The sequence below is a fragment of the Blastococcus capsensis genome, from assembly GCF_030165005.1.
Classification (GTDB): domain Bacteria; phylum Actinomycetota; class Actinomycetes; order Mycobacteriales; family Geodermatophilaceae; genus Blastococcus; species Blastococcus capsensis.
This window is the reverse complement of the sequence record NZ_JASNNW010000010.1, coordinates 36,375-61,956: the sequence shown is the minus strand read 5'-3', so window position 1 is coordinate 61,956 and position 25,582 is coordinate 36,375. Positions and strand designations below refer to the sequence as shown.

25 protein-coding genes and 1 riboswitch are annotated in these 25,582 nt (G+C 75.1%); of the genes, 13 read left to right on the top strand and 12 right to left on the bottom strand.

Annotation, left to right across the window (positions count from 1 at the left end):
• Positions 1-2: 2 nt before the first annotated feature.
• From QOZ86_RS10295 to QOZ86_RS10285, 3 genes are read right to left on the bottom strand one after another with little or no spacing between them, the layout of a single operon-like run.
• Positions 3-1,274 (bottom strand): cytochrome P450, encoded by a 1,272-nt coding sequence (locus tag QOZ86_RS10295; RefSeq protein WP_284491870.1) that lies wholly within the window; start codon positions 1,272-1,274, stop codon positions 3-5.
• A complete protein-coding gene (locus tag QOZ86_RS10290) occupies positions 1,271-1,477 on the bottom strand; it encodes a ferredoxin (protein ID WP_284491869.1) in 207 nt (68 codons plus the stop codon). Before QOZ86_RS10290 ends, QOZ86_RS10295 begins: the two co-directional genes overlap by 4 nt.
• Positions 1,474-2,091, bottom strand: a complete 618-nt coding sequence (locus QOZ86_RS10285; RefSeq protein ID WP_284491868.1) for a TetR/AcrR family transcriptional regulator — start codon at positions 2,089-2,091, stop codon at positions 1,474-1,476. The genes QOZ86_RS10290 and QOZ86_RS10285 overlap by 4 nt, the downstream gene beginning before the upstream one ends.
• A gap of 61 nt (positions 2,092-2,152) precedes the next feature.
• Between QOZ86_RS10285 and QOZ86_RS10280 the strand changes: the two genes are divergently transcribed.
• The 4 genes from QOZ86_RS10280 (at position 2,153) to QOZ86_RS10265 (ending at position 5,889) form a co-directional block, all read left to right on the top strand.
• Positions 2,153-3,067, top strand: coding sequence for an acyl-CoA thioesterase (locus tag QOZ86_RS10280; protein WP_284491867.1), 915 nt, complete (start codon positions 2,153-2,155; stop codon positions 3,065-3,067).
• Positions 3,068-3,120: 53 nt separating this feature from the next.
• Positions 3,121-4,599, top strand: a complete 1,479-nt coding sequence (locus tag QOZ86_RS10275; RefSeq protein ID WP_284491866.1) for a protein adenylyltransferase SelO — start codon at positions 3,121-3,123, stop codon at positions 4,597-4,599.
• 50 nt (positions 4,600-4,649) lie between these two features.
• Positions 4,650-4,805 carry a hypothetical protein gene (locus tag QOZ86_RS10270; protein WP_284491865.1) on the top strand — a complete coding sequence of 52 codons (156 nt, stop codon included), beginning with the start codon at positions 4,650-4,652 and terminating at the stop codon, positions 4,803-4,805.
• Positions 4,806-4,920: 115 nt separating this feature from the next.
• Positions 4,921-5,889, top strand: a complete 969-nt coding sequence (locus QOZ86_RS10265) for an NADPH:quinone oxidoreductase family protein (protein ID WP_284491864.1) — start codon at positions 4,921-4,923, stop codon at positions 5,887-5,889.
• Between the two features lie 7 nt (positions 5,890-5,896).
• Here QOZ86_RS10265 and QOZ86_RS10260 read toward each other — a convergent pair whose 3' ends face one another.
• From QOZ86_RS10260 to QOZ86_RS10245, 4 genes are all read right to left on the bottom strand, one after another.
• Complete coding sequence (locus tag QOZ86_RS10260) at positions 5,897-7,762, bottom strand: serine/threonine-protein kinase (protein WP_284491863.1); 1,866 nt, start codon at positions 7,760-7,762, stop codon at positions 5,897-5,899.
• A gap of 225 nt (positions 7,763-7,987) precedes the next feature.
• Positions 7,988-8,917, bottom strand: a complete 930-nt coding sequence (locus tag QOZ86_RS10255) for a VldE C-terminal domain-containing protein (protein ID WP_284491862.1) — start codon at positions 8,915-8,917, stop codon at positions 7,988-7,990.
• Positions 8,918-9,198: 281 nt separating this feature from the next.
• Positions 9,199-9,360: riboswitch (cyclic di-AMP (ydaO/yuaA leader) on the bottom strand.
• Positions 9,361-9,512: 152 nt separating this feature from the next.
• Positions 9,513-11,171 carry a bifunctional 3'-5' exonuclease/DNA polymerase gene (locus tag QOZ86_RS10250; protein ID WP_284491861.1) on the bottom strand — a complete coding sequence of 553 codons (1,659 nt, stop codon included), beginning with the start codon at positions 11,169-11,171 and terminating at the stop codon, positions 9,513-9,515.
• A gap of 46 nt (positions 11,172-11,217) precedes the next feature.
• Complete coding sequence (locus QOZ86_RS10245) at positions 11,218-11,766, bottom strand: DNA-directed RNA polymerase subunit alpha C-terminal domain-containing protein (RefSeq protein WP_284491860.1); 549 nt, start codon at positions 11,764-11,766, stop codon at positions 11,218-11,220.
• 89 nt (positions 11,767-11,855) lie between these two features.
• Here QOZ86_RS10245 and QOZ86_RS10240 point away from each other — a divergent pair, with 89 nt between their 5' ends.
• The 5 genes from QOZ86_RS10240 to QOZ86_RS10220 all read left to right on the top strand — a co-directional run bounded on the left by QOZ86_RS10240 (position 11,856) and on the right by QOZ86_RS10220 (position 15,954).
• The gene (locus QOZ86_RS10240; protein ID WP_284491859.1) at positions 11,856-12,056 is read left to right on the top strand and encodes a hypothetical protein; all 201 of its coding nucleotides are present in this window, start codon (positions 11,856-11,858) and stop codon (positions 12,054-12,056) included.
• Positions 12,057-12,311 carry an OsmC family protein gene (locus QOZ86_RS10235; protein WP_284491995.1) on the top strand — a complete coding sequence of 85 codons (255 nt, stop codon included), beginning with the start codon at positions 12,057-12,059 and terminating at the stop codon, positions 12,309-12,311.
• 453 nt (positions 12,312-12,764) lie between these two features.
• Positions 12,765-14,027 carry a globin domain-containing protein gene (locus QOZ86_RS10230; RefSeq protein WP_284491858.1) on the top strand — a complete coding sequence of 421 codons (1,263 nt, stop codon included), beginning with the start codon at positions 12,765-12,767 and terminating at the stop codon, positions 14,025-14,027.
• A gap of 29 nt (positions 14,028-14,056) precedes the next feature.
• Positions 14,057-15,196, top strand: coding sequence for a globin domain-containing protein (locus tag QOZ86_RS10225; protein WP_284491857.1), 1,140 nt, complete (start codon positions 14,057-14,059; stop codon positions 15,194-15,196).
• Positions 15,193-15,954 (top strand): DivIVA domain-containing protein, encoded by a 762-nt coding sequence (locus tag QOZ86_RS10220; RefSeq protein WP_284491856.1) that lies wholly within the window; start codon positions 15,193-15,195, stop codon positions 15,952-15,954. The genes QOZ86_RS10225 and QOZ86_RS10220 overlap by 4 nt, the downstream gene beginning before the upstream one ends.
• A gap of 37 nt (positions 15,955-15,991) precedes the next feature.
• On the opposite strand, the gene QOZ86_RS10215 is transcribed toward QOZ86_RS10220, so the two are convergent.
• Positions 15,992-17,221, bottom strand: coding sequence for a saccharopine dehydrogenase family protein (locus tag QOZ86_RS10215; protein ID WP_284491855.1), 1,230 nt, complete (start codon positions 17,219-17,221; stop codon positions 15,992-15,994).
• Between the two features lie 146 nt (positions 17,222-17,367).
• Here QOZ86_RS10215 and QOZ86_RS10210 point away from each other — a divergent pair, with 146 nt between their 5' ends.
• The gene (locus tag QOZ86_RS10210) at positions 17,368-18,999 is read left to right on the top strand and encodes a glycoside hydrolase family 13 protein (RefSeq protein ID WP_284491854.1); all 1,632 of its coding nucleotides are present in this window, start codon (positions 17,368-17,370) and stop codon (positions 18,997-18,999) included.
• Between the two features lie 63 nt (positions 19,000-19,062).
• Positions 19,063-20,682 carry a tetratricopeptide repeat-containing diguanylate cyclase gene (locus QOZ86_RS10205; protein WP_284491853.1) on the top strand — a complete coding sequence of 540 codons (1,620 nt, stop codon included), beginning with the start codon at positions 19,063-19,065 and terminating at the stop codon, positions 20,680-20,682.
• Positions 20,683-20,782: 100 nt separating this feature from the next.
• Here the strand turns inward: QOZ86_RS10205 and QOZ86_RS10200 are convergent, their stop codons facing one another.
• Positions 20,783-21,163, bottom strand: coding sequence for a hypothetical protein (locus QOZ86_RS10200; RefSeq protein ID WP_284491852.1), 381 nt, complete (start codon positions 21,161-21,163; stop codon positions 20,783-20,785).
• Between the two features lie 213 nt (positions 21,164-21,376).
• On the opposite strand from QOZ86_RS10200, the gene QOZ86_RS10195 reads away from it, so the two are divergent.
• Positions 21,377-21,793 (top strand): alpha/beta fold hydrolase, encoded by a 417-nt coding sequence (locus tag QOZ86_RS10195; RefSeq protein WP_284491851.1) that lies wholly within the window; start codon positions 21,377-21,379, stop codon positions 21,791-21,793.
• 9 nt (positions 21,794-21,802) lie between these two features.
• Here QOZ86_RS10195 and QOZ86_RS10190 read toward each other — a convergent pair whose 3' ends face one another.
• A complete protein-coding gene (locus QOZ86_RS10190; protein ID WP_284491850.1) occupies positions 21,803-22,639 on the bottom strand; it encodes an HpcH/HpaI aldolase/citrate lyase family protein in 837 nt (278 codons plus the stop codon).
• Between QOZ86_RS10190 and QOZ86_RS21175 the strand changes: the two genes are divergently transcribed.
• The gene (locus tag QOZ86_RS21175) at positions 22,603-23,175 is read left to right on the top strand and encodes an ATP dependent DNA ligase (protein WP_431521213.1); all 573 of its coding nucleotides are present in this window, start codon (positions 22,603-22,605) and stop codon (positions 23,173-23,175) included. The two genes, QOZ86_RS10190 and QOZ86_RS21175, sit on opposite strands and share 37 nt — an antisense overlap.
• Before the next feature lie 91 nt (positions 23,176-23,266).
• Here the strand turns inward: QOZ86_RS21175 and QOZ86_RS10180 are convergent, their stop codons facing one another.
• Both QOZ86_RS10180 and QOZ86_RS10175 read right to left on the bottom strand, forming a co-directional pair.
• On the bottom strand, positions 23,267-24,295 hold the full coding sequence (locus tag QOZ86_RS10180) for an LLM class flavin-dependent oxidoreductase (protein ID WP_284491848.1): 1,029 nt from the start codon (positions 24,293-24,295) through the stop codon (positions 23,267-23,269).
• Between the two features lie 231 nt (positions 24,296-24,526).
• Positions 24,527-25,576 (bottom strand): alpha/beta fold hydrolase, encoded by a 1,050-nt coding sequence (locus tag QOZ86_RS10175; protein ID WP_284491847.1) that lies wholly within the window; start codon positions 25,574-25,576, stop codon positions 24,527-24,529.
• Positions 25,577-25,582: the final 6 nt, after the last annotated feature.

The window sequence follows — 25,582 nt, the reverse complement described above, 5'->3', positions numbered from 1 at the left end:
CGTCAGCCGATGGTCAGCGGGAGCGTGCGGGGCCCGCGGATCTGACCGGCCGACCACACGACTCCAGCGGGGTCGGCCAGCGAGAACTCCGGCACCCGCTCCAGCCACACCTCGAGCGCGACGCGCAGCTCCATCCGCGCCAGGTGCGAGCCGACGCAGCGGTGGATGCCCAGGCCGAATGCGGCGTGCCGGTTCACCTGCCGGTCGATGACCACCTCGTCGGCGCGGTCGACGTGCTCGGGGTCGCGGTTGGCGGCCGGGAAGGGCAGCAGTACCCAGTCGTCGGCTTTCATCTCCACGCCCTGCCAGTGCATGTCCTCCTTGACCAGCCGCGCCATGGTGACCGGGGCGTAGGCGCGCAGGAACTCCTCCATCGCCGTGGGCAGCAGCTCCGGCTCCGCGAGCAGGCGCTCCCGGTCCGCGGGATTGCTCGCCAGGTGCCACAGCGAGGCTCCGATGGCACTCCACGTGGTGTCGATCCCGGCTATGAGCAGCAGGGCCATCGTGCCGGCGACGTGCATCGGCTCGAGCTTGCTGCCGTACAGCTCAGCGCCGATCAGGTGCTGGGTCAGGTCGTCGCGCGGGGAGGCGACGTGGTCACGGATCTGGGTCAGCAGGTAGTCGAACAGGGCGGCGCTGCGCTCGATCCGCTCCTCGGGCGGCTGGTTGGCCGACTCCAGCGCGTCCGCCACGAACACCTGGAACTGCGGTCCGTCCTCGGGTGGGAAGCCGAGCATGTCCGCGATGACCCGCATCGGGATGTGCATGGCGTACTCGGCGGCGGCGTCGACCACCGGCCGCCCCTGGAATGCGTCGATCAGCGAGTGGCAGAACGCCCGGGTGGACGCCTCCTGCTTCGCCACGGCCGTCTTCGTGAACGCGGGCAGGAGCAGCTTGCGGGCGTCGTGGTGGAACGGCGGGTCCGACGAGATCGGCGGGGCGCCCCCGACCGGCGCGAGGCTCACCGGCGGCCGGAAATTGCTCACGATGATCGCGCGCGAGGAGAACCGGTCGGTGTCGTAGGCGATCGCGGCGACGTCCTCGTAGCGGGTGGGCAGCCAGGCCCCGCCGAAGCGGTCGGTGTGCGCGATCGGGCAGCGCTGGCGCAGGTCGTCCCAGACGCCGATGGCACCGTCGGCGTACTCCGGCTCGAGGTGGGAGAAGTCGGAGGTCCAGTCGGTGACCGGCCCGGTGACGGCCTCGTTGCTGCGGCCCTCCTGCACGTCCCGGCGCAGGTCCCGGTAGTCGGCGGCGAACCGGTCGTCGACGGTCATCGCACGGCCCCTTCCAGGACGGCGACGGCCGACTCCGGGCAGTTGGCGGCCGCCAGCCGGGCACCGTCCTCGCGCCCGGGCGGCACCTGCCCGTCGCCGGGCACCGTGCCGTAGCCGTCCTCGTCCTCACCGAACAGGTCGGGGCTGAGGTCGTAGCAGCGGCCGTGCCCCTGGCACAGCCCCGCGTCGATCTGCACTCTCATGCGTCGGTTCCCATCTGTTCTCCGGTGTGGGCGGGGACGAACGCGGCGACGAGCCAGACCAGGACGTCGGTCCACTCGTCGTCGTCGACGTCGTCCACGTCGGTGGTGACCAGCGCCGCGCCGACGGCCAGGGACAGGCACAGGTGTGCCACCGCCCGCCGCGGCAGGGCCGGATCGAGCTCGCCGCGGGACTGCGCCTCTCCGACGAGCGCGGCGAGCCAGTCGGCCCGTTCGCGGACGTAGTCGCGCATCGGCCCGGCGACGTCCTGGTCCCTCCGGGCGGCGACCAGCGCCTCGATCACGAGGAAGGCATCGGCCTCCGGCCGTCCGCGCAGCGACCGGCCGGTCTCCAGCAGCAGGTCGGGGATCGACCGGGCCGGGTCGGCGGCGACCAGATCGGCGAGCTGTCGCCGGCCGTGGGCCCGCAGCGCGCCGACGAGGAGCTCGGCCTTCGAGGAGAAGTAGGCGTAGAGGGCGCCGTTGCTCACGCCGGCCGCGTCGGCGATGTCCGAGACGCGGGTGCCCTGGTAGCCCCGGCCTGCGAAGACGTCGGCGGCCGCCCGCAGCAAGCGCTCACGCGTCTCGGCGGCGGTGGCTCCCGCGGTGCGGCCCATGGCCTGAATTGAAGGGTGATTCAATTCACAGGTCAAGGGGCCCCGACGGGAAGGACGGCACATGGACCCGCACCGCGGCGACTACCCGCCGGCAGTGGTCCGCCGCCCCGGCGCGACGCCCGCGGGGCTGGCCGGTCTGCTGGACCTGACCCCGGTCGAGGAGGGGGTGTTCACCGCCGCTCCCCGCAGCACCGTCGCCGGGCACGCCTTCGGCGGCGCGGTCGCCGCCCAGGCGCTGCTGGCCGCCGGGCGCACGGTGCCGGCCGAGCGGGCGGTGCACTCGATCCACGGTCACTTCCTGCGGCCGGGCGACGTCACCGCCCCCACCGACTTCCGCGTGGCACCGGTACGGGACGGCGGGAGCTACACGCTCCGGTCCGTCGTCGCCGAGCAGCACGGCGCCGCCGTCTTCGTGCTCACCGCGTCGTTCCAGGCGCCCGAGGAGGGGTGGCGGCACCAGCTGCCGCAGCTGGACGCGCCCGCCCCGGATGAGCTGCCCCCGCTCGAGGAGGCGGCGGCCACGACCGACGGCCCGGTCCGCCAGTGGCTCGACTGGCTCGCCGAGCGGCACGCGTTCGACTTCCGCTTCGTCGGCGAGCTGCCCCGGGCCGCCGCGGCCCGGGGCGAGACCGCCGACCCGCGGCAGCGGTTCTGGCTGCGCAGCCGCGAACCGCTGCCCGACAAGCCGCTGGCGCACAGCTGCGGCGTCGCGTACGCGTCGGACATGCTGCTCCTCGGCGCCGCCCTGGCCCCGCACGCGACCACCATCCGGGCACCCGGCGTCGCGGCGGCGAGCCTGGACCACGCCGTCTGGTTCCACCAGCCGGCCCGGGTGGACCAGTGGCTCTTCTACGACCAGGAGAGCAGCTGGGCCGGCGGCGGCCGGACCCTCTGCCGTGGCCGGATCTTCGACCGGTCGGGCCGGCTGGTCGCCACCGTGGCGCAGGAGGGCATGGTCCGCCGGCGCCCCCGCTGATCACCCGGCCCGGGCCCGGTGGGCGAGCCGGGATTCCACGTACCCTCGATCCGGTGAGCGTCGCACCGCCGCCGACCCTGTCCCTCTCCGACCGTTTCTTCCGGGAACTCGGTGAGCTGGCGGTCCCCTGGCGGGCCGAGGAGGCGCCCGAGCCGCGGCTGCTCGCGCTGAACGAGCCGCTGGCCACCGAGCTCGGCCTCGACCCGGCCGCACTGCGCACGCCCGCGGGTCTGCGCCTGCTCGTCGGCACCGAGGTCCCCGACGGCGCCACCCCGGTGGCGCAGGCCTACGCGGGTCACCAGTTCGGCGGGTTCGTCCCGCGGCTGGGCGACGGGCGGGCCCTGCTGCTCGGCGAGCTGGTCGACGCCGAGGGCCGGCTCCGGGACCTGCATCTCAAGGGATCCGGCCGGACGCCGTTCGCCCGCGGCGGCGACGGCCTCGCCGCGGTCGGGCCCATGCTGCGGGAGTACGTGATCAGCGAGGCGATGCACGCCCTCGGCATCCCCACCACCCGCTCCCTCGCCGTCGTGGCGACCGGGCGCCAGGTGCGCCGGGAGACCCTGCTGCCCGGAGCGGTGCTCGCCCGGGTGGCGAGCAGCCACCTGCGGGTGGGCAGCTTCCAGTACGCGCGGGCCACCGACGACCTCGACGTGCTGCGCCGGCTGGCCGACCACGCGATCGCCCGGCACGAGGTCGGGACGGGTGGAGGAGGAGCCGCCCGCGCGGAGAACCCCTACCTCGCGCTGTTCGAGGCGGTCGTCTCCGTCCAGGCCTCGCTCGTGGCGTCGTGGATGCTCGTCGGCTTCGTCCACGGGGTCATGAACACCGACAACATGACCGTCTCCGGCGAGACCATCGACTACGGTCCGTGCGCCTTCCTCGACGCGTTCGACCCGGCCACCGTCTACAGCTCCATCGACACCGGCGGCCGGTACGCCTACGGCAACCAGCCGCTGGTCGCCGAGTGGAACCTCGCCCGGCTGGCCGAGGCGCTGCTCCCCCTGCTCCACGACGACGAGGCGCAGGCCGTCCCGGTGGCCGTGGAGGCCCTCCGCGGCTTCCGCCCCCGGTACGAGGCCGCCTGGACCGCCGGCATGCGGACCAAGCTCGGCCTGGCCGGGAACTCCGACGACGACACGGTGGCGAGCCTCGCCGTCGACCTCCTCGAGCTGCTCCACCGAGACCACGTCGACCTCACGACGTTCTTCCGCGGCCTGGCGGCGGCCGCCCGGGGCGACGTCGAGCCCACCCGGTTGCTCTTCCTCGACCTCGCCGGCATCGACGGCTGGCTGGCGCGCTGGCGCGCCCTGCAGCCGGACCCCGATGGCATGGACCGGGTCAACCCCGTCTACATCCCGCGCAACCACCTGGTCGAGGAGGCCCTCGACGCAGCGACCGGCGGCGACCTGGGCCCGCTGGACCGGCTGCTGGAAGCGGTGACCGCGCCCTACGACCAGCGGCCGGGCCTGGACCGCTACGCCGCCCCCGCGCCGCAGGACTTCGGCGTCTACCGCACCTTCTGCGGAACCTGACCGCGGGCCCGGCCGCGTTCGGCCCCACCCGGGCCGGGTAGACGGTGCCCGTGCCGCGCGAGATGGACCCCCAGGACCCCGACACCCTGTACGCCGAGGGGCCGGTCGCCGCCGAGCCTCCGGACGACGACCTGCCCGACACCTCGCCGCTGCCCGACTCCGGTGGCACCGACCCCGGTCCGGACGACCTCGACCGGCTGCTCTGAGCGCCCGATTCCCGGCCGGACCGGGCGCGGGCGGCGTCTGACACGCTCGCTCTCCCCGGTCCGGTGCCCCGATCCCGCGGTGCACCGGCCACTCCCCCACCGCAGGAGGACAACCGTGCGCGCCGCCCAGATCAGCTCCCACGACGGCCCCGCCGCGATCCAGGTCGTCGACCTCCCCGAGCCCGACGGCGAGGGCAAGGTGCTCGTCGACGTGCACACCGCCGGGGTCACCTTCCCCGAGGTGCTGCTCAGCCGCGGCGAGTACCAGCTCAAGCCGCCGCTGCCCTTCGTGCCGGGCAGCGAGATCGCCGGCACCGTGCGCAGCGCCCCGGAGGGCAGCGGGCTGCGGGCCGGCCAGCGGGTGGCGGCATTCCCGGCCTTCGGCGGGTTCGCCGAGGTCGCCGCCGCGGATCCGGCGCTGGTCTTCCCCCTGCCGGAGGGCGCCAGCTTCGAGCAGGGCGCCGCCCTCCCGATGAACTACCTGACCATGCACTTCGCGCTGCACCGGCGCGGCCGGCTGGCCGCCGGCGAGACGGTGCTCGTGCACGGCGCCGCCGGTGGCCTGGGGACGGCTGCCGTGCAGCTGGCCAAGGCCGCCGGGGCCCGGGTGCTCGCCGTGGTCTCGACCGAGGACAAGGGAAGGGTGGCCCGGGGCGCCGGTGCCGACGACGTCGTGCTCGCCGACGGGTTCCGGGACCGGGTCCGGGACCTCACGGGCGGCGCCGGCGCCGACGTCGTCGTCGACCCGGTCGGCGGGGACCGGTTCACCGACTCCCTGCGCAGCCTGGGGCGGGAGGGCCGGTTGCTCGTGCTCGGCTTCACCGGCGGGGAGATCCCGACGGTCAAGGTCAACCGGCTGCTGCTGAACAACGTCTCGGTGGTCGGTGTCGGGTGGGGCGCGTTCTGGAGCGGGGACCCCGGCTATCCGCAGCAGCAGTGGCGGGAGCTGCTGCCGCTGCTGGAGCGCGGCGCCCTGGAGCCGCCGGTGGGCTCGATCCACCCCCTCGAGGACGCCGCGCGGGCGGTGCTCGAGCTCGACGAGCGCCGGGCCACCGGCAAGGTGCTGCTGCGCCTCCGCGGCTGAGGGCCGGTCAGGCCGACGCCGGCGTGGTGGGTTCGGCGTCCGCCGTCGGGGTCGCGCCGGTCTCCGTGCCGCCGTCCTCCGGCGGCGAGGTCGGCGCCTGGGTGCCGCCGTCCTCCGGCGGCGAGGTCGGCGTCTGGGTGCCACCGTCCTCCGGCGGCGAGGTCGGCGTCTGGCTGCCACCCTCCTCCGGCGGCGAGGTCGGCGTCTGGCTGCCACCCTCCTCCGGCGGCGAGGTCGGCGTCTGGCTGCCGCCATCCTCCGGCGGCGAGGTCGGCGTCTGGCTGCCACCCTCCTCCGGCGGCGAGGTCGGCGCCTGGCTGCCGCCGTCCTCCGGCGGCGAGGTCGGCGTATCCGTGCCGGGATCGCCGTCGTCGGTCGGGGTGGTCGGCGTCGCGGTGTCCGTGCCCTCGCCTGCCGGCGTGTCCGGGGTCTGGTCCGCCGGCGTGGCCGGGGAGTCGCTGCCCGCGCCTGTCGTCTCCTCCGCCGGCGGTGCCGGTGAGGGGACCACCGGGGCCTCGTCGCTCTCCGGGGCGCTGGTCACGACAGGTTCGGGGGCCGGCTCCGGGGTGCCGACCGGGGACGGCACGTCGGCCGGCGGGGCGACCACGTCGGCCGGCGGCCCCGCGACGCGGAGCAGGACCTCGGCACCGCGCTCCAGCGCCGTGCCGGCCGGTTCCAGCCCGACCACGGTGCCCGGGGCGCTGCCCGAGATGACCTCCTCCTGGCGGACGGTGAGGCCGAGGGCGGTCAGGTCGGCGACGACGTCCTCGACCGGGCGCCCGACGTAGTCGGCGGCGGCCAGTTCCATGCCGGTCGCCGTCGGTGCCGAGGTCACCTCCGCGGACCTGGCGACGTCGGAGGGCGGTGAGTCGACCAGCACGACGTACGCGCCGAGCCCGAGACCCAGGAACGCCAGCAGCGGCAGGAGGACCAGCAGGGCGCCCCGCCGCAGGGGCTGCTGCTCGACCGGCGGGCTCACCACCGGCCGGGCCGCGACGGACACCGGCCTGGTGAGCGAGGCCGTGACCGACGGCCGGGCGAGGGTCTCCTCGACGGCCGTCAGGAACGCCTCGCCGTCGGGCAGCCGTTCTTCGGGGTCCTTCACCAGGGCGGCGTCGATGAGCGCACGGACGTCCTGCGGGAGCTCGGCCGGCAAGGGCTCGGGACGCTCCTGCACCTGCTTCAGCGCGACGGTGACCGGGTTGTCGCCCTCGAACGCCGTGTGGCCGGTCAGCGACTCGTACCCGACCATGCCCAGGGCGTAGACGTCGCTGGCCGGGCCGACCTGCTCCCCCATGGCCTGCTCGGGCGACATGTACTGCGCCGTGCCGATCACCTGGCCGGTACGGGTGAGAGGCACGCTGCCCGCCGACCACGAGATGCCGAAGTCGGTGAGCTTCACCGTGCCGTCGGGCCGGACCAGGATGTTGGCCGGCTTGACGTCGCGGTGGACGACGCCGGCGCGGTGCGCCTCGGCCAGGCCGGCGGCCGCCTGCCGCAGCACCGACAGCGTGGTCGCCGTGTCGAGCGAGCCCTCGGCGCTCAGCCGCGCGGACAGCGGCGCGCCATCGACCAGTTCCATCACCAGGTAGGCCAGCTTCTCCCCGGTGCCCGCGGCCGTCGTCTCCCCGTAGTCCAGGACGGCGGCGATGTTCGGGTGGCTCAGGGCCGCCGCGTGCCGCGCCTCGGAGCGGAAGCGGGCGATGAAGACGGGGTCGCCGGCGGTCCCGCTGCGCAGCAGCTTGACCGCCACCAGGCGGTCGAGTAGCACGTCGCGCGCCCGCCAGACCTCGCCCATGCCGCCGACGGCGATCAGGTCCTCGAGCTCGTACCGGTCGTCGAGGAACCGGTGGCCCGTCTCGACGGTGCTCACTCCCGGTCCCTCCGTGCTCCCCGGTGCGGGATCGTCCCCGCCCGTCGTCCGGTCGCTGTCCAGGGGGTGGAGTGCCCGCCCGGCGCGGCGCTGAACCCTCGGCGCGGCCGGGATCCGAAGGCCTACGTCCGCACCCGGCCCTGGGGGTCCATCGGCCTGGCCTTGCCGGTCCTGCCGAGGCCGGCCGTCCGGAAGCTGACGTAGCGGCCGACCGGCCCCGGCGGCTCAGCCCCGGTAGTTCACGTGCACGTGGTCGTAGTGGTTGGCGGTCGCGCTGCCCCGGTTCTCCATGGCCTTCCAGGAGCCGCCCGGGGAGGACAGCATCCGCTGCTGCCAGATCAGGTAGTCCACGCCCAGCTCGGCCCAGTGCGCCCGGTGGTAGGCGACGATCGCGTCCCCGAGGGCGGCGTCGGACATGACCATGTAGTCCAGCGCCAGGCCCGAAGGGTGCCCGCCCGGGTCGGCCGCGCTGGCCCGGGTGCCGCCGAGGGTGATGCTGCCGGCGCCCGGGACGTTGCTGACCACCGCGTCGGCGGCGCGCTGCACCTGCGACCGGACGCTCCCGGCGCTGTTGGTGATCCGGGCGACCGCGGTGGCCGCCACCGAGGCGGCCGCGGTGGCCGCCTCGGTCGCCTGCTGCCGGGGGGTGGGCGCGGCCGCCTGGGCCTGGGCGGCGGCCCGTTCCTCGGCAACCCGGGCCTCTGCCTCGGCAGCCGCCTGGGCGGCCGCGGCCGCCTGTGCCTGGGCGGCCGCCTGTGCCTCCGCGGCCGCCTGTGCCTGGGCGGCCGCCTCTGCCTCGGCCTTCTGCTGGTCGAGCACGACCTGGTCGGCAGCGGCCTGCGCCTGCTGCGCGGCGGCCTGCTCGGCTTCCCGCGTGCTGCGGCTGGCCGCGAGGTCCTGCAGCGGCTCGAGGTCCTCGGTCACGTCGACGGGTGCGGACTGGGCGGAGAGCCCCAGTTCCTGGGCGACGCTGATCGACCGAGGCGTCCCGGGCTCGGCCTGGGCGGCGGGGTCGACACCGACGAGCACGTTGACCATGACGGCGCCGGCGGCGGCCACGCCCAGGTACAGCGCGGGGCGGCGGACGGTCGCCGGCGGACGACGGCGGGCGCGGGGGGCCCGGCGACGACGGCCGGTGGTGGTGCGGGGATCCATGGGTACGGGGTGCTCCGGGGCAGAGGCGCGGCCGGCCCTCGGGGGCGCGGCTGCGGCGGGGATGCGGCAGCGAGGGGCTCACCCGTGCGGCGGGAGACCTGCTGGGGGCCACCAGGCGACGGCGGTCAGCCGGTCGAGCGCGAGATGCTCGGGGATGGTGGGCCGGCAGGTCGGGCGCGCCGGGTGAGGTGCGCTCAGATCCGCGGACGCGCCCGGAGCCGGCGGTGTCGGGGCGAGCAAGGTCGTGCAGCAGGGCAAGGGCGCGCCATCCGGCGGCTCTCCGTTCTTCCGTCTGCCGCCTACCGAGTTAGCTGACGGATTCGGGCGGGAAGCGGCCCTACCCGCGCCGCGACGAGCGTGGCGCGCGATTCACCCCAGTACTGCGGTGGGTCCCCGGCTCGCCCGCGGCTCGATGACTGCGGGCGATTCGGCGGCGCCCGTTCGGACTCCCCGGGTGGGGAGGTGCGACCGACCGGACGGCGCCACGGTAGTCGCCGTTATGCAGTCGTGACAATTGCGTCCGACGATTTTCCGTACGTGACGCGTGTCGCGTGGCCGGACACGGGGCTCCACGGGTGTACGGGACGACGCACGTTCAGCCGGCGTCGGCCCACGACCGGACGACGGCGACGTCCAGCGGGAAGTCGACGGGGAAGCTGCCGAAGAGCAGCCGGCCCGCGGTCGCCGCCGCGGCCCGCACCTCCTCGACCACCGCCCCGGCGAGGTCCGCCGGGGCGTGCACCACCACCTCGTCGTGGAGGAAGAGGGCCAGGTGCGGCCGCTCGTGGAGCGGTCCGGTGCCCCCGAGCCGCCAGAGCCGGTTGCGCAGGTCGGCCAGCCAGCACAGCGCCCACTCGGCGCCGGTGCCCTGCACGACGAAGTTGCGGGTGAAACGCCCCCATGCGCGTCGGGCGCGGTCCCACTCGTCCCGCGGACCGGCGGCCCCGGCCGGCTCCCCGAGCTCGGCCTCGCGCTGCGCCCACGCACCGGTGGGGAGCGGAGAGCCCCGGCCGAGCAGCGTGTGCACCACCTCCCCGCGCTCACCGGCCCGGGCCGCCTCCTCCACCAGGCCGATCGCCCGGGGGTAGCGGCGGGCCAGCCGGGGCATCATCCGGCCGCTCTCGCCGCGGGTGCCCCCGTACATCGCCCCGAGGATGCCGACCTTCGCCTCCGCCCGGCCGGGCACCACACCCGCATCGACCATCCCCTGGTAGAGGTCTTTCGCGCGCGCCGCCTCGGCCATCGCCGTGTCCGCGCTGATGCCGGCGAGCACGCGGGGCTCCAGCTGGGCGACGTCGGCCACCACGAGGCACCAGCCGTCGTCCGCGACCGCCGCCGGGCGGATCTGGGTGGGTACCGAGAGCGCCCCTCCCCCGCTGGACGCCCAACGCCCGGTCACCACCCCACCGGGCAGGAAGGTGGCGCGGAACCGGCCCTCCCGCACCCAGCTGTCCAGCCAGCTCCAGCCGTTGGCGGCGAGCAGGCGGCTGAGCTTCTTGTACTCGAGGAGCGGGAGGATCCCGGGGTGGTCGACCTGCTCGAGCGTCCACGACCGGGTGTCGCCGACGGGCAGGCCCGCGTGCTGCACGGTCCGGAGGAGCTCGACGGGCGAATCGGGGTTCAGGGCCGGGGCGGCGAAGGCCTCCCGGATTTCCCCGAGCAGCCGCTCGAGCTCGGCCGGCCGCCCGCCGGGGACGGGGCGGGGCCCGAGGAGGTCGGTGAGCAGCCGCTCGTGGACGTCGGCCCGCCAGGGCATCCCGGTGTGCGTCATCTCGGCGGCCACCAGCGCACCGGAGGACTCCGCGGCGAGCAACAGCCCCAGCCCTTGCCGCCGCGGCGAGGCGCAGAGCGCCGCCTGCTGGCGGGCGTGCTCGGCGACCGGGTCCAGCCGGTCGGCGGGGTCGGCCGGCGGGAAGAGCGCGGGCTCGGCCACCGGCACCGGCTGCAGCGCGTCCCACCCGGCGGTCTCGTCGGCCGCCAGGAGTGCCTGGTCGGCGAACGGTGACCGCCGCAGGATCGCGTGCGCGAGCCGCAGGTCCGTGCAGCGCTCGATCCGCACCCCGGCGGCCAGGAGCGCCGGGTACCAGCGGGTGGTGTCGTCCCACACCCAGCGGACCGGCGTACCCTCCCGCTCCCGGACGTACGCCGGGAAGGTCTCCGCCGGAACCCGGGTGACACCGGCCGTCGCGCCGCCGTCGCCGAGCTCGTGCGCCTCCACGGCGGCATCCCGCCGTCGGAGCACGACCCGCTGCACTCCGCCAGTCTCACCGACGCCGCACGCCAGGTCCGGCGATGCCGCCCTATCCGCCGAGCGCCCGGTGCAGGCAGCCCATGGACCACCGGGTCACCGTGAGCGGCGCGACGGCCAGTGCCCGGGCGACGTGCACCCCCAGGCGGAGCAGGTCGGCGTAGTCGGGCGGGCGGACCGGCGGCACGGTCGACGGCACGGTCGACGGCGGGGTGGGCGGCGCGGTCGCAGCCGCGGGCGACGTTTGCGGCGCGTCCGGCAGGAGCAGGTCGACCGCCGAACGACGCCGCGGACCGCGCAGCGAATCGAAGGACGGGATCGCCGGCGCGGCCGGCGACTCGTCGTCGTCGGGGGCGAGGTCGGGCACCCCTCCCGGCGCAGCACCACGCGGCAGGACCGCGGGGGGTTCGGGGACGACGGCACGGATGGCGGCGATCATCCCTGCCCCGAGGCCGGGGACGGCGGCCAGTTCGCGCCGGGTGAGGCCCGCGAGCGCTGCGGCGTCGGTGATGCCGGCGCGGGTCAGCGACGTGACCGCGCGCGAAGGCAGACCGAGCTCGCGGACGGTGTGAGCGGGCTCTTCGGGCGACCTGATCGGCATGGCGGGCCACCCTATCGCCGCCGCTCGGGAGGTGCGGCGCAGCTCCTGCTGGAAGACTGCCGGGCAGACCCGATCGGTAGGAGGTTCCGGTGGCAGAGATCGCGTACGTCTCGGAGGTCCGCGTCGAGCGCCTGGGAGGACCGCTGCGGGCGGCCTACCTGCCGGGCGAGGAAGAGCCCACCGTCTACGGCATGCACGGTGCCATCGCCGAGCACTACGGGATGGATCCCGGCACGGCACCCAGCCACGCGAGCACGATCGACCATCTGGTCGGTGCGGCCCTCGGTTAGCTGACCGGCACGTTCGCCGGAGCCCTGGCGGCCCGGCGGATCGACCCCACCGGTCTGGTGGGGCACGCGCGCGGCGAGGTGGAGCTCGAGGGAAAGGTGCTGGTGCTCAAGCGGATCCAGGTCACCTACACCGGCCTGGACGTTCCCGAGCAGGACGCCGCCAAGGTCCAGCGGGTGCTCGCCGTCCACGCCGACGGCTGCCCCGTCGCCCGGAGCCTGCAGGGGGCCATCGACATCACGACACGACTGGGCTGAGCCTACGAGCACCATGCTGCTGACGACCGCGCGGCTGCGGGTGGCAGTGCACGACAGCGTCTGGCGGTCACTGGCCGGCCAGGGGCTGCTGGAGCAGGTGTCGTCGGCGCTGGGCACCAGGCGGGCGCCACCCGGGCCGGCGCCGGGGATCTGCTGCAGCGTGCGCTCCAGGCGGCCGCTCAGGTCCCCGTGCGGGGCGCCGCGGCCCCGGCCGCACTGGACGGGGCCGGTGTGGCCGACGCGCTCCCGGGATGGCTGCCATCCTCGACGCCCACGCGGTGACCCTCGCGCGCTGGCGCTGGTGGCCTCCAGCCGTGATGGCGAGGGGCCGGCGGATGACCGGCGACACGCCCGGGAGGATTCGGAGGACTCGAACGCGGACGACCGGGTAGCGGGTGCCTAGCGGAACGTGACCGCGCCAGCGGGGGGCTAGTCGACTGGCAAGGAGGACACGTGCTCTCAGATCGATCGCGTCCCGTCATCGAGGCGACGCTGCCCGTGGTGGCCGACCACATCGAGGAGATCGCCACCCGGTTCTACGCCCACCTGTTCGGGGAGCACCCCGGACTCTTCGACGGGGTGTTCAACCGCGGGAACCAGGCGGAGCAGACCCAGCAGCTGGCGCTGGCCGGCTCGGTGGCCGTCTTCGCCTCCTCCCTGCTCAAGGTGCCCGAGCAGCTACCGGAGCACCTGCTGTCGCGGATCGCGCACAAGCACGCCTCGCTCGGCATCACGCCGGCCCAGTACGACGTCGTCCACGAGCACCTGTTCTGGGCGATCGCCGACGTGCTGGGCGACGCCGTGACGCCGGAGGTGGCCGCGGCCTGGGACGAGGTCTACTGGCTGATGGCCTACGCGCTGATCAACCAGGAGCGCGGCCTCTACAGCGCGCGCGGGGTGCGCCCGGAGACGGTGTGGCGCGAGTGGGAGGTGGCCGAGAAGGCCCAGGAGACCGCCGAGGTCGTCACCTTCCGGATGCGCAAGGTCGACGACCGGCTGGTGAAGACGTCCCTGCCGGGCCAGTACGTGACCGTCCAGGTCCCGATGCCCGACGGCGTCCGCCAGCCCCGGCAGTACAGCCTGACCCGGGCCGACGACGGGGAGCACCGCCAGTTCTCGGTCAAGCGGGTGCAGGGCGCGGGCAAGCCCGACGGCGAGGTGTCCAACCACCTCTGCGAGCGGGTGCAGGTGGGGCACCGGCTGACCATGTCGGTGCCGTTCGGCGACGTCGTCCTCGACGACTCGGGGCGCCCGGTCGTCTTCGCCAGCGCCGGTATCGGCATCACGCCGATGGCCGGCATGCTCTCCCACCTCGCCGCCGCGGGGTCCCGTCTCCCGGTCACGCTGCTGCACGCCGACGCCGACGAGTCCTCGTTCGCGCTGCGCGAGCAGGTGCTGCAGGACCTGCGCACGCTGTCCGGCGGGACGGCGCACGTCTGGTACGAGCGCGGGGCGGAGAGCAGGCTGCCGGTCGAGGTGCACGCGGGGGTCATGGACCTCGACGGCGTCGACCTGCCCGAGGGGGCGGTGTACTACCTCTGCGGCCCGCTGCCGTTCATGCAGGCCGTGCGCAGCGCGCTGGTCGACCGGGGCGTGCCCGCCCGCGACATCCAGTACGAGGTGTTCGGTCCCGACCTCTGGCAGGCCGACCTCGCCACCGAGGAGAGTCCGGGCGTATCCGAACGCAGCGGCCAGCACGCCGCCGCGGGCGTCTGACCCGGACGCACCGACCCCAGGAGATCCGCATGGACATCCCGGCGATGCGGGCCAACTTCGCCAAGGCCGCGGCCACCGGCGACGAGGCGCCGCTGTACTTCTACTCGCACCTGTTCCTCAGCCACCCGGAGACGAGGGAGATGTTCCCGGTCTCGATGGCGCACCAGCGGGACCGCTTCTTCGCGGCGCTGGGCGAGGTCGTCACCCGCGTGGACGACCTCGACGCGCTGGTGCCGATCCTGCGCCAGCTGGGCCGCGACCACCTCAAGTTCGGGGTGCTGCCGGCGCACTACCCGGCCGCCGGCGCCAGCCTGCTGGCCACCCTGGAGCGCTTCGACCCGGAGTGGACGCCGGAGCTGGCCAAGACCTGGGCCGAGGCCTACGACGTCGTCGCCACCGTGATGGTCCAGGGGGCCGAGGAAGCCGCCGGGCAGCCGGCGTGGTGGGACGCCGACGTGGTGGGGCACGAGCGCCGCAGCCTCGACGTCGCCGTGCTCCGGATCCGGCCGCGGGTGCGCTACGACCACCTCCCGGGGCAGTCGTTGTCCCTGGAGACGGAGCTGCGGCCCCGGTTGTGGCGGTACTACTCCCCCGCCAACGCGCCCCGGCCCGACGGGCTGATCGAGCTGCACGTGAAGGCGCGCGACGGCGGCCCGGTCAGCTCGGCGCTGGTGCGCAGCGTCGGGATCGGCGACGTCCTCCGCCTGGGGCCGCCGCTGGGCCATCTGACCGTGGGCGAGGACTCCGACCGCGACCTGCTCCTGGTCGCCGGCGGCATGGGGCTGGCCCCGCTGAAGGCGATGGTCGACCAGGTCGCGCGGCAGGGACCGCCACGACGGGTCGACCTGTTCGCCGGGTTCCGCACCGAGGACCAGATCTACGACCGGGCCGACCTGGAACAGCTGGCCCGGGAGCACCCGTGGCTCAGCGTCACCTTCGCCGTGTCCGACGACGCCGTCTCCTCCCTCGCGCACGGCGAGGTCGGCGACGTGGTGCGACGCGCGGGTCCGTGGTCGAGCCGGGAAGTGCGTGTCGCCGGGCCCGAGCCCATGGTGACCGCCACCGTGGCCGGGCTCCGGGAGGACGGCGTCCCGGAGCAGCGCATGTCCAGCGAGGTCTTCGCCCCCAGCCGACCGGGGCCCAGTGTTGACGGAGAGGTGACCGAATGACCAGCGCACCGAGCGGCGACGGGAGCACCGGCCGGGGGCTGACCCCGGCCGACCTGCGGCACGTGCGGTTCACCCGCGCCTCCATGCTGCACCCCGGCTACGTCGAGACCGAGGTCGACCGGGTGATGCACCGGGTCGCCGAGGATCTCGCGCGGCACATGGCCGAGAAGGCCCAGCTCCGCGAGCAGGTACGCACCCTGCAGGCCCAGCTGAACGGCGCGCCCGCGCACGAGCCGCCCAGCGAGCAGGCGGTGCGCATCCTGGCCAGCGCCCAGCAGACGGCCGACAACTACGTCGCCGAGGCGGAGAAGTTCAGCCGGCAGGTGACCGGCGAGGCGCGGGCCGAGTACGAGGAGGCGGTGCGGCTCGCCCGGGAGAACGCCGGGGCGATCATCCAGGCCGCCCAGGAGGCGGCCGCCCGGCTGACCGGCCCGGCGCCGGACGGCCCCGACCAGAGCGGCGGGCGCACCGTGGCCGAGCTCGAGGAGCAGGTGGCCTACCTCAAGGCGTTCGGCCAGGCGTGCCGTGTCCAGCTGCGGTCCTACCTGGAGGCGCTGCTGAGCGACGTGGAGAACGAGTGGGGCCACGCCGACCCGGCCGCTCTCCCCGTGCCGGCCCGCCCACCGGCCCGGCGGATTCCGGAGGACGCCGACGGCGACCGGTCGACGACGTTCGAGGCCAACACCGCCACGGAGAACCAGGGCGGCGAGGACGCGGTCAACGGTGTGCCGGCGGCGACCGGAACCCGCCCGGCGTAGCCCGGCGCACGGGCCGGACCGGTCCACCCCCCGCGGTTCAGCGTGCCGTCACCTCGTAGGTGTGCCCGGCCGCGCGCAGGCGCTCTACGAGCACCTCGCCCAGCGCGGTCGCCGGGGTGAGGGAGCCCGCGCGGTCGGGCAGCCGGTCGCCGTCGAGGGCCAGCGCGAGGGCGGCCTCGCCGAGCATGACCGCGGTCGCCGCGTACCCGGGGTCGCCCGTGCCCCCGGCGGTGGCGCGGTAGCGGCGGCCGTCCTCGGTCTCGGCGTCGACGACCATCCGGAACCACCCCTTCTCCCGGGCCGCCTCGCCGGGCCCGGTGCCCGGTGCCGGGAGAACCCGGTCCAGCAGGGCCCGGGTCGGCGCGAAGCCCATGGCGGCGAGGGTGCCGGCCAGGCCCGCGGTGACGGCCGCGGCCGTCGCGGCGCCGACCGGACCACGGCCGGTGCCCATGACCTCGCCGTAGCGCAGGGACCGGCCGTACGCCCAGTCCTGGAGCGCGTTGCTGCGGCGGACGATCCGGGTGTTGAACCCGGCCATCACGAACGGCGCGGTCCAGCGGCCGTCCGGGGTGCGGGCGGGCGGGACGGCGTCGCGCGGCTGGCGGGTGTCCGGCTCGGCGTCCCGGTCGGGGCTGAGTGCGTAGGGGTCGGTGAGCCGGCGGCGCAGCGACGGGTCGCGCTGGACGGCTTCGAGCTGGGCGCGCATCGAGTCGATCGTGCCGCCGCTGAACCCACCCCGTGCCGTCGCCACCAGCTGGACGTCGCGCAGCCCTCCTGCTCCGTCCTCGCGGGCACGCCGCGCGAGCAGCATCGTGCTCAGGTCCGACGGGATGGAGTCGTAGCCGCAGGCGTGCACGATCCGGGCGCCGGTCTCCCGCGCCACGGCGTCGCACCGGTCGATGGCGTCGCGGACGAAGAGCACCTCACCGGTGAGGTCGGCGTAGTGCGTCCCCGCCCGCGCGCAGGCCTCGACCACCGGCAGCCCGTACCGGGCGTACGGCCCGACCGTGGTGGCCAGCACCCGGGTGCTCCCGGCGAGCGCGCGCAGCGAGGCGGGGTCGGTGGAGTCGGCCTCGAGGAGTGCCCAGTTCCGCCCGGCCGGCGGCAGTCCCGCCCGGACCTCCTCCAGGCGCGCCCGCGACCGTCCGGCCAGGGCGATCCGCGTCCCCTCCGGGACGTGGCCGGCCAGGTAGCCGGCGAGCAGCCTCCCGACGAAGCCGGTGGCTCCGTAGACGACGAGGTCGTGGGCGCGCACGGTCTCTGCCATGGCGCCATCCTGGCCTGCCGCACCTCGGCCGTCAGCCCGTGCCCCTCTCGCCGAACGAGGTCACGGAAAGGTCACGGCCCGCCACGCGGACCACTCGGTGCCCAGCGGTGCGCAAGCCGCAGGGACTTCCTGCCGATAGAGGTCGCATGGCAGTGCGGCTCGCAACGGTGCGGACCACGACCGACGAACAGGTCGCGGCCCAGTCGGCGTCCCCGTGGTGGCGGACGGCGGTGGTCTACCAGGTCTACCTGCGCTCGTTCGCCGACAGCAACGGCGACGGCATCGGCGATCTCGCCGGCCTCCGCTCCCGGTTGCCCTACCTGTCCTGGCTCGGCGTGGACGCGGTGTGGATCAATCCGCACTACCCCTCCGGCGGCGCCGACGGCGGCTACGACATCGTCGACTACCGCGCGGTCGACCCCGAGTACGGCGACGTCGCCGACCTCGAGGCACTGGTCGCCGACGCCCGGGAGCTCGGCCTGCGGGTCGTGCTCGACGTCGTCCCCAACCACACCTCTGACCGGCACCCGTGGTTCCAGGCGGCGCTGGCCGACCCCGACTCCCCGGAGGCCTCGCGCTACCACTTCGCGCCGCCGTCGGAGGAGCCGCCGAACAACTGGCAGTCCCTCTTCGGCGGGCCCGCCTGGTCGCGCACCCCCGACGGCCGCTGGTACCTGCACCTGTTCGCCCCCGAGCAGCCCGACCTCAACTGGCGCGACCCCGCCGTGGCCGCCGACTTCGAGCGCACCCTGCGGTTCTGGCTCGACCGCGGTGTCAGCGGCTTCCGGGTCGACGTCGCCTACGGCCTGTTCAAGGACGCCGGCCTGCGGGACAACCCCGGCGCCTACTCCCCCACCCTGTTCGGGCACGGCCCCGAGCAGGCGATGACCTGGAACCAGCCCGAGGTGCACGACGTCTGGCGCCGCTGGCGCTCGATCTGCGACGAGTACCCCGACACGATGCTGGTCGGCGAGGTGTGCCTGGCCGATCCGCACGAGGTCGCTCTCTACTCGCGGCCCGACGAGATGCACCAGTCGTTCTGCTTCCGGCTGCTGAAGTCGCCGTGGTCCCTCGCGTCCTTCGCCGACGGCGTGCGCTCGGCGCTCGACGCGTTCGGCCGGGTCGGCGCGCCGGTGTCCTGGGTGCTGGGCAACCACGACAAGGACCGCCAGGTCACCCGGTTCGGCGGCGGCGCAGTGGGCACCGCGCGCGCCCGGGCGGCGGCGCTGCTGGTCCTGTCGCTGCCCGGCTCGGCGTACCTGTACGCCGGTGACGAGCTGGGCCTGCCGCAGGCGGTCGTGCCCGACGCGGCGAAGCTCGACCCGATCTTCCTCCGCAGCGGTGGCGTCCGTGCCGGGCGCGACGGCTGCCGGGTGCCGATGCCGTGGAACGGTGAGCCCGGGGTCGGCTTCTCGCCGGCCGGGGCGGCCGAGCCGTGGCTGCCGATCCCGGACGACTGGGACCGGTACGCGGTTTCCGCGCAGTCCCGGGACGGCGGCTCGGTGCTCACCCTGTACCGCCGGGCGCTGGCCCTGCGCGAGGCCCACCCGGCGCTGGGGTCGGGTGCGGCGACGGTGAGCACCCGCGGCGACGTCCTCACCGTCCGGTGCACCGGCCCGGACGGCAGCGTCATCCGCTGCGTGGTGAACATGGGCTCGGGCACGGCGCTGGTGCGCTCCCGCGGCACGGTCCTGCTCGCCTCGAGCACGTCGGTGCGCCGGTCGCCCGCCAGCGTGGCGCTGCCGCCGGACACCGCTGTGTGGCTCACTGACAGCTGAACAGCCCGTACGGGTGTCTTTCCGCGCCGTGCCGCTCAAGTCCCGGCGCCGACCGTCCGATGGGTGCTCGTGACCAGCCTGGCGGAACGATCCGGTGGCGACCGCGACCCCACCGCGCCGGCACCGGTTCCCGGCGACGCCGGAGCGGTGCTGTTGTGGGCGGAGATCGCCGAGCTGGAGGACCGCTCACGGTTCGACGACGACGACATGGAGCCGCGTGCCGAGCGGGCCCTGGCCGCGGCCCGCGAGGTCGGGCTGCCCGAACTGGAACGGCGCGCCCGGCTGGTCCAGGCCGACCTGGTGCGCCGCCGGGGCAACGTCGCCGAGGCGGGCCGGCTGGCCGAGGAGATCCACCGCTGGGCCGCGGACAACAGCTCCCGCTACCTCCTGGCGCGCAGCCACTTCGTGCTGACCGCGGTCTTCCAGGAGCTGGGTGACCTCTCCCTGGCCCTCGAGCACGCCGTCCGCGCCGTCGAGCTGCTCGACGACGACGTGCGGGCCGAGATGCGCATCGACCACCACGCCCGGCTGGCCGACTGCCTCGGGCTCAACGGCGACCTCGCCGCCCGTGACCGCTACGACCACGTGCTCCAGCTCGCCGAGGAGGTCGGCGACGTCGACCGGCAGCTGCTGGTGCTCAACAACCGCGCCTACTCCGAGACCCTGTCCGGCCGCTTCGACGAAGCGTTGGTCTGGAGCACGGAGCTGCAGGCCCTGGCGGCGCGGCACGGCGTCCCCCTCCGGGTCGGCCGGCTGGACACCGTCGGCCGGGCCCTCATGGAGCTGGGCCGGCTCGAGGACGCCGAAGCGGTCATGCTGCCCGGGTTGCACCCCGAGGTCCTCGACGCCTCCCTGGACGGTGACGCGGGGGCTGATTTCCTGCTGACCCTGGCCGAGATCCACCGTCGCCGCGGACACCTCGAGCAGGCCCAGGAGAGCCTCCACGAGAGCGTGCGCCGCTGCGAGCGGTACGGGCTGACCTCCATCCGCGTGCGCGCCCGCCGTGAGCAGGCCGAGCTGCACGCGGCCGCCGGTCGCTTCCGGGCGGCGTACGGGGAGCACAAGCTGTACTGCGACGAGCTCATGGAGCTGCAGTCGGCCGAACGGGACGCGCGGGCGCGGGCGCTGCAGGCGATGTACGAGACCACCGAGGCCCGCCAGCAGAGCCGCCGTTACCGGGAGCTCTCGCTGCGGGACGCGCTCACCGGCCTCTACAACCGTCGCTACGTCGACGAGGAGCTGCCGCGCCTGCTCGCCGCGCACCCGGGGAACGTCACCGTGGCACTGCTCGACCTCGACCACTTCAAGCGGATCAACGACACCTGCTCCCACGAGGCCGGGGACCGGGTGCTGGTCGCCGTCGCCGAACTGCTGCAGCAGTGCGGCGGCGCCGGCCGGGCAAAGGGCTGGTTCGTCGCTCGTCTGGGCGGCGAGGAGTTCCTCCTCGTGCTCACCGACAGCGACCCGGGCACGGCCACCGCCCACCTGGAGGACGTGCGCCGGACGATCGCGGCGCACCCGTGGGCGGAGCTGACCGGCGGCCTCCCGGTCACCGTCAGCATCGGGGCGGCCGGCACCGAGGACGCGCCCGACCCGGCTCCCGCGGACCTGCTGGGCCGGGCCGACGCCCGGCTGTACGCGGCCAAGCGGCAGGGCCGCGACCGCGTCGTCATCGGCGGCTGAGCGCCCCTCAGCGGGGCCGGCCGATGTGCGCCAGTGGTGCGTTCCCGGCCGTGGGGGCGCGGCTCGCGCTCGTCGCTCGGCCGCCGGCGATGTACCCCGGTCAGTCCTTCCGCAGCCGGATCGCCAGCGCTGCGCCACCGTAGGCCAGCGAGCTGAGGACGGCGCGGGTGGTGGTCGGCCGCCCGGACCCCCGCGCCGCACCCAGTGCGGTGAGGGTGTCGAGCAGGTTCGCGCCGGCCAGCAGCGCCAGTCCCCGGTCGACCTCCTCGTCGGTGCGAGCGGTCAGCGCCGCCACCGAGATGGCCAGGGCCCGGCTGCCGACGAGCCGCTGGAGCTGCAGGCCCTGCGGTGTCAGTGGTACGCCGTACCCCTTGGCGACCGTGCGGGGCGCCAGCGCGCTGGCCAGGCCGAACCCGGCCCCGGCCGCGCCCAGTGCCCTCGCCAGCGTGCGCTTGGACGTTCCGGTGCTGCTGCGTGCCATCGGCGGTGTCCCCCTCGGCGAGCCCGGCGACCGGACGATCCGGCCGCTCGTCCGGAGCTAACCAGCCTGCTGCCGGTCACGCAGCCCGTGGCCGGCCGGTTCCGCACGAGAGGCCGGGCCGGGCGGGACCGGCCACACTGGCCGGCACGCCGCGCGACCAGCTGGAGGTGCCCGGGTGCCGACCGAACCGGCGACGACCGACCGGGAGACGCCGTGCGGCGCCCGCCCGGGGTCCGCGGACTGGTGCTGGCCAGCCCGACGGTCGACCCTGGGTCCCGGACCCTCGGCGGGGTGCTCCGGGCCTGGTACCGCGACAACCGCGGGAACCCGGCCGACCTGGCCGACGTGCACCGGCCCGAGCGCAGGCGGGCGGGCCTCCCCCGGGTGGTGCAGGCGGTGCGGGCGCACCTGGCCGACCGGCTGGAGGACGTCGTCCCCCAGGTGCAGGTACCGGTCCTGGTGCTGTACGGCGACCGCGACCTGCTGTGCACCGAGGAATGGGCGCGGTCGCTGTCCGACCGGGCGCCCGACGGCCGGTTCCGCACCGTCGCCGGGGCGCACAGCTTCCCGTGGACCGCACCGACCGCCTGGTCCGGACCGATCCGCCGGCTGGCCGAGGAGGTGGCCTGATCGGCGCACTCAGACCGGCTGGACGCCGAACACCTGCGCCAGCCGCTCGATCTTGCGGGCCCGGCCGAGCCGCGGCAGGTCGCTGCCGTCACGGATCACCTGGCCGCGGGCGTCGAAGTCGGCCAGGAAGTCCCGGGCCCACGCCACGTCGGACGGCGTCGGGCTGATCACCTCGTTGATGACCGGCAGCTGGTCCATGTCCAGGCACAGCTTGCCGGTGAGCCCGAGGGACACCGTGACCGCGGTCTGCTCGCGGAGCACCGGGTGGCTGCTGCTCACCGTCGGGCCGTCGATCGGGCCGGGGAGCCCGCCGATGCGGCTGGCCACCACCAGGCGGGACCGCGGGTAGGCCATGGCCAGCTCGTCGGCGCTGGTGCCCGTGTCGCGGCGGTAGTCACCGCTGCCGAACGCCAGCCGGAACGCGCCGCGCGCCCGGGCGATGTTCACCGCCTCCTCGATGCCGAGGGCCGACTCCACCAGCGCCAGCACCGGGGTGGACCCGCCGAGCCGGTCGAAGGTCTCGGTCACGTGCTCGGCGACCTCGGCCTTGGCGAGCATGACGCCGAGCAGGCCGGGCAGCCCGGCCAGCCCGGCCACGTCGTCGGCCCAGAACGGCGTCGAGTGGTCGTTGATCCGCACCCAGGCGCCGCGGTCCTCGCGGGACAGCCACTCGACGAGGCCGTTCCGGGCCTCGCCCTTGTGCGCCGGGTCGACGGCGTCCTCGATGTCGAGCACGATCTGATCGGCACGCGAGTCGTGGGCGACGTCGAACAGCTCCGTGCGGGCGCCGTTGACCAGCAGCCAGGAGCGTGCGTGTTCGGGTCCGACCTTCCGGTTCTTCACCACGCCCCCCATCCTCGCGCGGATCGCGCCGTCCCACCGGTCGGGGGGCCCGCGACGCGCCGGGGCTCGGCTGCGCATCGCCTCGTGGCCGATCCACGCTGCCACGATGGCGGAATGCTGCTCGCCGAGGTCGTGGCTGCGTCCACCGCGGTGGCGGCCGCCCCGCTGCGCATGCCGGGCGTCCGCCGGCCGCGGCCCGATCAGGCCGCGGCAAGCTCTCGAACATCCACCTCGGCGCCCGCGACCCCGGCGGTGGCGAGCCGGTGATGGTCGGCAAGACGTTCAAGGGCATGACCGACGAACTGCTGGACTGGCAGACGCGCACCTTTCCCGGCCACGTACGGGAGGAGACGGCGTGGGGCGTGCTCCTGGAGCCGGGGCTCGTCGTCGAGATCGCCGTGGACGGTGCGCAGCGGAGCCCCTGCTACCCCGGCGGCGTCGCCCTGCGGTTCGCCCGCGTGCTCCGGTACCGGCCCGACAAGACCCCGGCCGAGGCCGACACCCTCGAGGCGGTGCAGGCGCTGCTGGCGGGGAGCTGATCGCCCCGGGCCCCGGTCGGGCGACGCCCCGGCCCGCTCCGCCCGGTCCGCGCATCGCTAGACCACCGCGGCGATGCTCCGGTGGCTCTCGTCAGGCGGATGCCACGCGCGGGGCGACCTCGGTGCCGAGCAGCTCGATCCCGCGCAGCAGGTCCTCGTGCGCCAGCCGCGGGTTGGTCATCTGGATCGACACGCGGTCGACCCCACCGAGCTGCCCGGAGATCCGGGCCAGCTTCTCCGCGACGGTGTCGGGGTCGCCCATGAAGAAGGCGCCGTCCGGCCCGCTGGTGGCGTCGAACTGCGCGCGGGTCGGTGCGGCGAAGCCCCGCTCCCGGGAGACCTTCGTGAACAGTTCGTGCCAGCCCGGGAAGATGGTGTCCGCGGCGGCCTGGGTGTTCTCGGCCACGAAGCCGAACACGTGCAGCCCCACCTGCAGCTTCTCGGGGGCGTGCCCGGCGTGCGCCCCGGCCCGCCGGTAGAGGTCGATCAGCGGGGCGAACTGCCGGGGCTCCCCGCCGATGATCGCCACCATGAGCGGCAGCCCGAGCAGCCCCGCGCGGGCGAAGGACTCCGGCGTCCCGCCCACGCCGACCCAGATCGGCAGCGGATCCTGCAGCGGGCGCGGGTACACGCCCTGGCCGGTCAGCGCCGGCCGGTGCGTGCCCGACCAGGTCACGTGCTCGGACTCGCGGATCCGCAGCAGCAGGTCCAGCTTCTCGGCGAACAGCTCGTCGTAGTCGGCCAGGCTCAACCCGAACAACGGGAACGCCTCGGTGAAGGAGCCGCGGCCGACCACCAGGTCGATGCGCCCCTTCGAGATGAGGTCCAGGGTCGCGAACTGCTGGAAGATGCGCACGGGGTCGGCGGCGCTGAGGACCGTCACGGCACTGCCGAGCCGGATGCGCGAGGTCCGGGCGGCGGCGGCGGCCAGGATCACCGGCGGCGCGGAGTCGTAGTACTCGGTGCGGTGGTGCTCCCCGATGCCGAAGGAGTACAGCCCCACGCGATCGGCGAGCTCGATCTCCTCGAGCAGGTCCGCCATGCGCTCCTCGGGACCGATGACCCGCTCGGTGCGGGGATCGGTGACGGCGGAGACGAAGCTGTCGACGCCGAGGTGCATGGCCGTCCTCCGGACTGCTCGGGTACGGGCCGGCCGGGCGACCGGTCCCAGCGGCAGTCAACGCCACGCGGGCCAGGCCATTCCCCGGGCCGCACGGTCGTCGTCTGCACCGTGAGGTTCTGCATCGCGCGCCTCCGTCGTCGGGGGATGCGACGGCGCCCGCCCCGGCTGGGGAGGGCCTGGGAACGACCTGGGCGGCGGCGGTGAGACCGGGCGGACGCGCCCGCCCGGTCAGCTCGCGGGCACCACCCGATCGAGCCAGCGCAGCAGGTCGGCGACGACCTCGGCCCGGTTGGTCTCGTTGAACACCTCGTGCCGGGCACCCTCGTAGACCCTGAGCGCGACATCGCTCAGGCCCGCCGCCTGGAGCCGCTGCACGAGGCCGTGCACGAGGGCCAGCTGGCCGGTGACCGGGTCCTGGTCCCCGACGGCCACGTACACCGGCAGGTCGGGGCGGATCCGGGCGAGCCGCTCGGGGTCGGCGAGCTGCCGGGCCGAGACGAACATCTGCTTGTTGTCGGGCGCGGCCAGGCCGAACCCGCACCGCGGGTCGGCCACGTAGGCGTCCACCTGCGCCGGATTCCGGGACAGCCAGTCGTAGTCGGTGCGGGCCGGCTCGAACGCCGCGTTGAACGCGGACAGGTCCGTCGGCCCGTCGAGATCGACGGCCGGCTCCAGCAGGTCCAGTGCGGCGGTACCGGTGAGGACCAGCCCGGCGAGCTCGGCGGAGTGGTCGAGGACGTACTGCTGGGCGGCGAACGAGCCCATGCTGTGGCCGAGCAGGACCAGCGGCAGGTCGGGGAGGTCCGCGCGCACCTGGGCGCTCATCCGGCCGATGTCGCGGACGAGCTCGTCCCAGCCGCCCGGGCCGAGGTCGCCCCACGCCCCGTCGCGCGCCGTCGCACCGTGGCCGCGGTGGTCCTGTCCCACCACCACCCAGCCGGCGCCGGTCAGGTCCGCGGCCAGCGACCCGTAGCGCAGCAGGTGCTCCCCCATGCCGTGGGTGAGCTGCAGGATGCCCCGCGCGCGGCCGGCCGGATCCCACCGGTACGCGGTGACGGGGACGTCGTGGGCGGAGACGATCGAGAAGGTCTGTGCCGGCATGCCCGGCAGGGTACGGGCGGGAGCCCGCCCCGGCCCGGATCCGGCAGCGGCGCCGCCCCCGGGATCGGCGAGCCGCTCGTCGGCCTCCTCCTGGGCGAGCTGTCCGTCCTCGACGGCCGCGGCGATCCGGTCCTGCTCGGCCTGGACCAGCGCGTCGACGAGGGCGTCGACCGCCACCCCGTG

Excerpts from the sequence above, each read along its gene's own strand:
- QOZ86_RS10295 (WP_284491870.1), bottom strand. The coding sequence starts at position 1,274 with ATGACCGTCGACGACCGGTTCGCCGCCGACTACCGGGACCTGCGCCGG.
- QOZ86_RS10290 (WP_284491869.1), bottom strand. The coding sequence starts at position 1,477 with ATGAGAGTGCAGATCGACGCGGGGCTGTGCCAGGGGCACGGCCGCTGC.
- QOZ86_RS10285 (WP_284491868.1), bottom strand. The coding sequence starts at position 2,091 with ATGGGCCGCACCGCGGGAGCCACCGCCGCCGAGACGCGTGAGCGCTTG.
- QOZ86_RS10280 (WP_284491867.1), top strand. The coding sequence starts at position 2,153 with ATGGACCCGCACCGCGGCGACTACCCGCCGGCAGTGGTCCGCCGCCCC.
- QOZ86_RS10255 (WP_284491862.1), bottom strand. The coding sequence starts at position 8,917 with ATGGATCCCCGCACCACCACCGGCCGTCGTCGCCGGGCCCCCCGCGCC.
- QOZ86_RS10245 (WP_284491860.1), bottom strand. The coding sequence starts at position 11,766 with ATGCCGATCAGGTCGCCCGAAGAGCCCGCTCACACCGTCCGCGAGCTC.
- QOZ86_RS10225 (WP_284491857.1), top strand. The coding sequence starts at position 14,057 with ATGGACATCCCGGCGATGCGGGCCAACTTCGCCAAGGCCGCGGCCACC.
- QOZ86_RS10220 (WP_284491856.1), top strand. The coding sequence starts at position 15,193 with ATGACCAGCGCACCGAGCGGCGACGGGAGCACCGGCCGGGGGCTGACC.
- QOZ86_RS10215 (WP_284491855.1), bottom strand. The coding sequence starts at position 17,221 with ATGGCAGAGACCGTGCGCGCCCACGACCTCGTCGTCTACGGAGCCACC.
- QOZ86_RS10210 (WP_284491854.1), top strand. The coding sequence starts at position 17,368 with ATGGCAGTGCGGCTCGCAACGGTGCGGACCACGACCGACGAACAGGTC.
- QOZ86_RS10200 (WP_284491852.1), bottom strand. The coding sequence starts at position 21,163 with ATGGCACGCAGCAGCACCGGAACGTCCAAGCGCACGCTGGCGAGGGCA.
- QOZ86_RS10180 (WP_284491848.1), bottom strand. The coding sequence starts at position 24,295 with ATGCACCTCGGCGTCGACAGCTTCGTCTCCGCCGTCACCGATCCCCGC.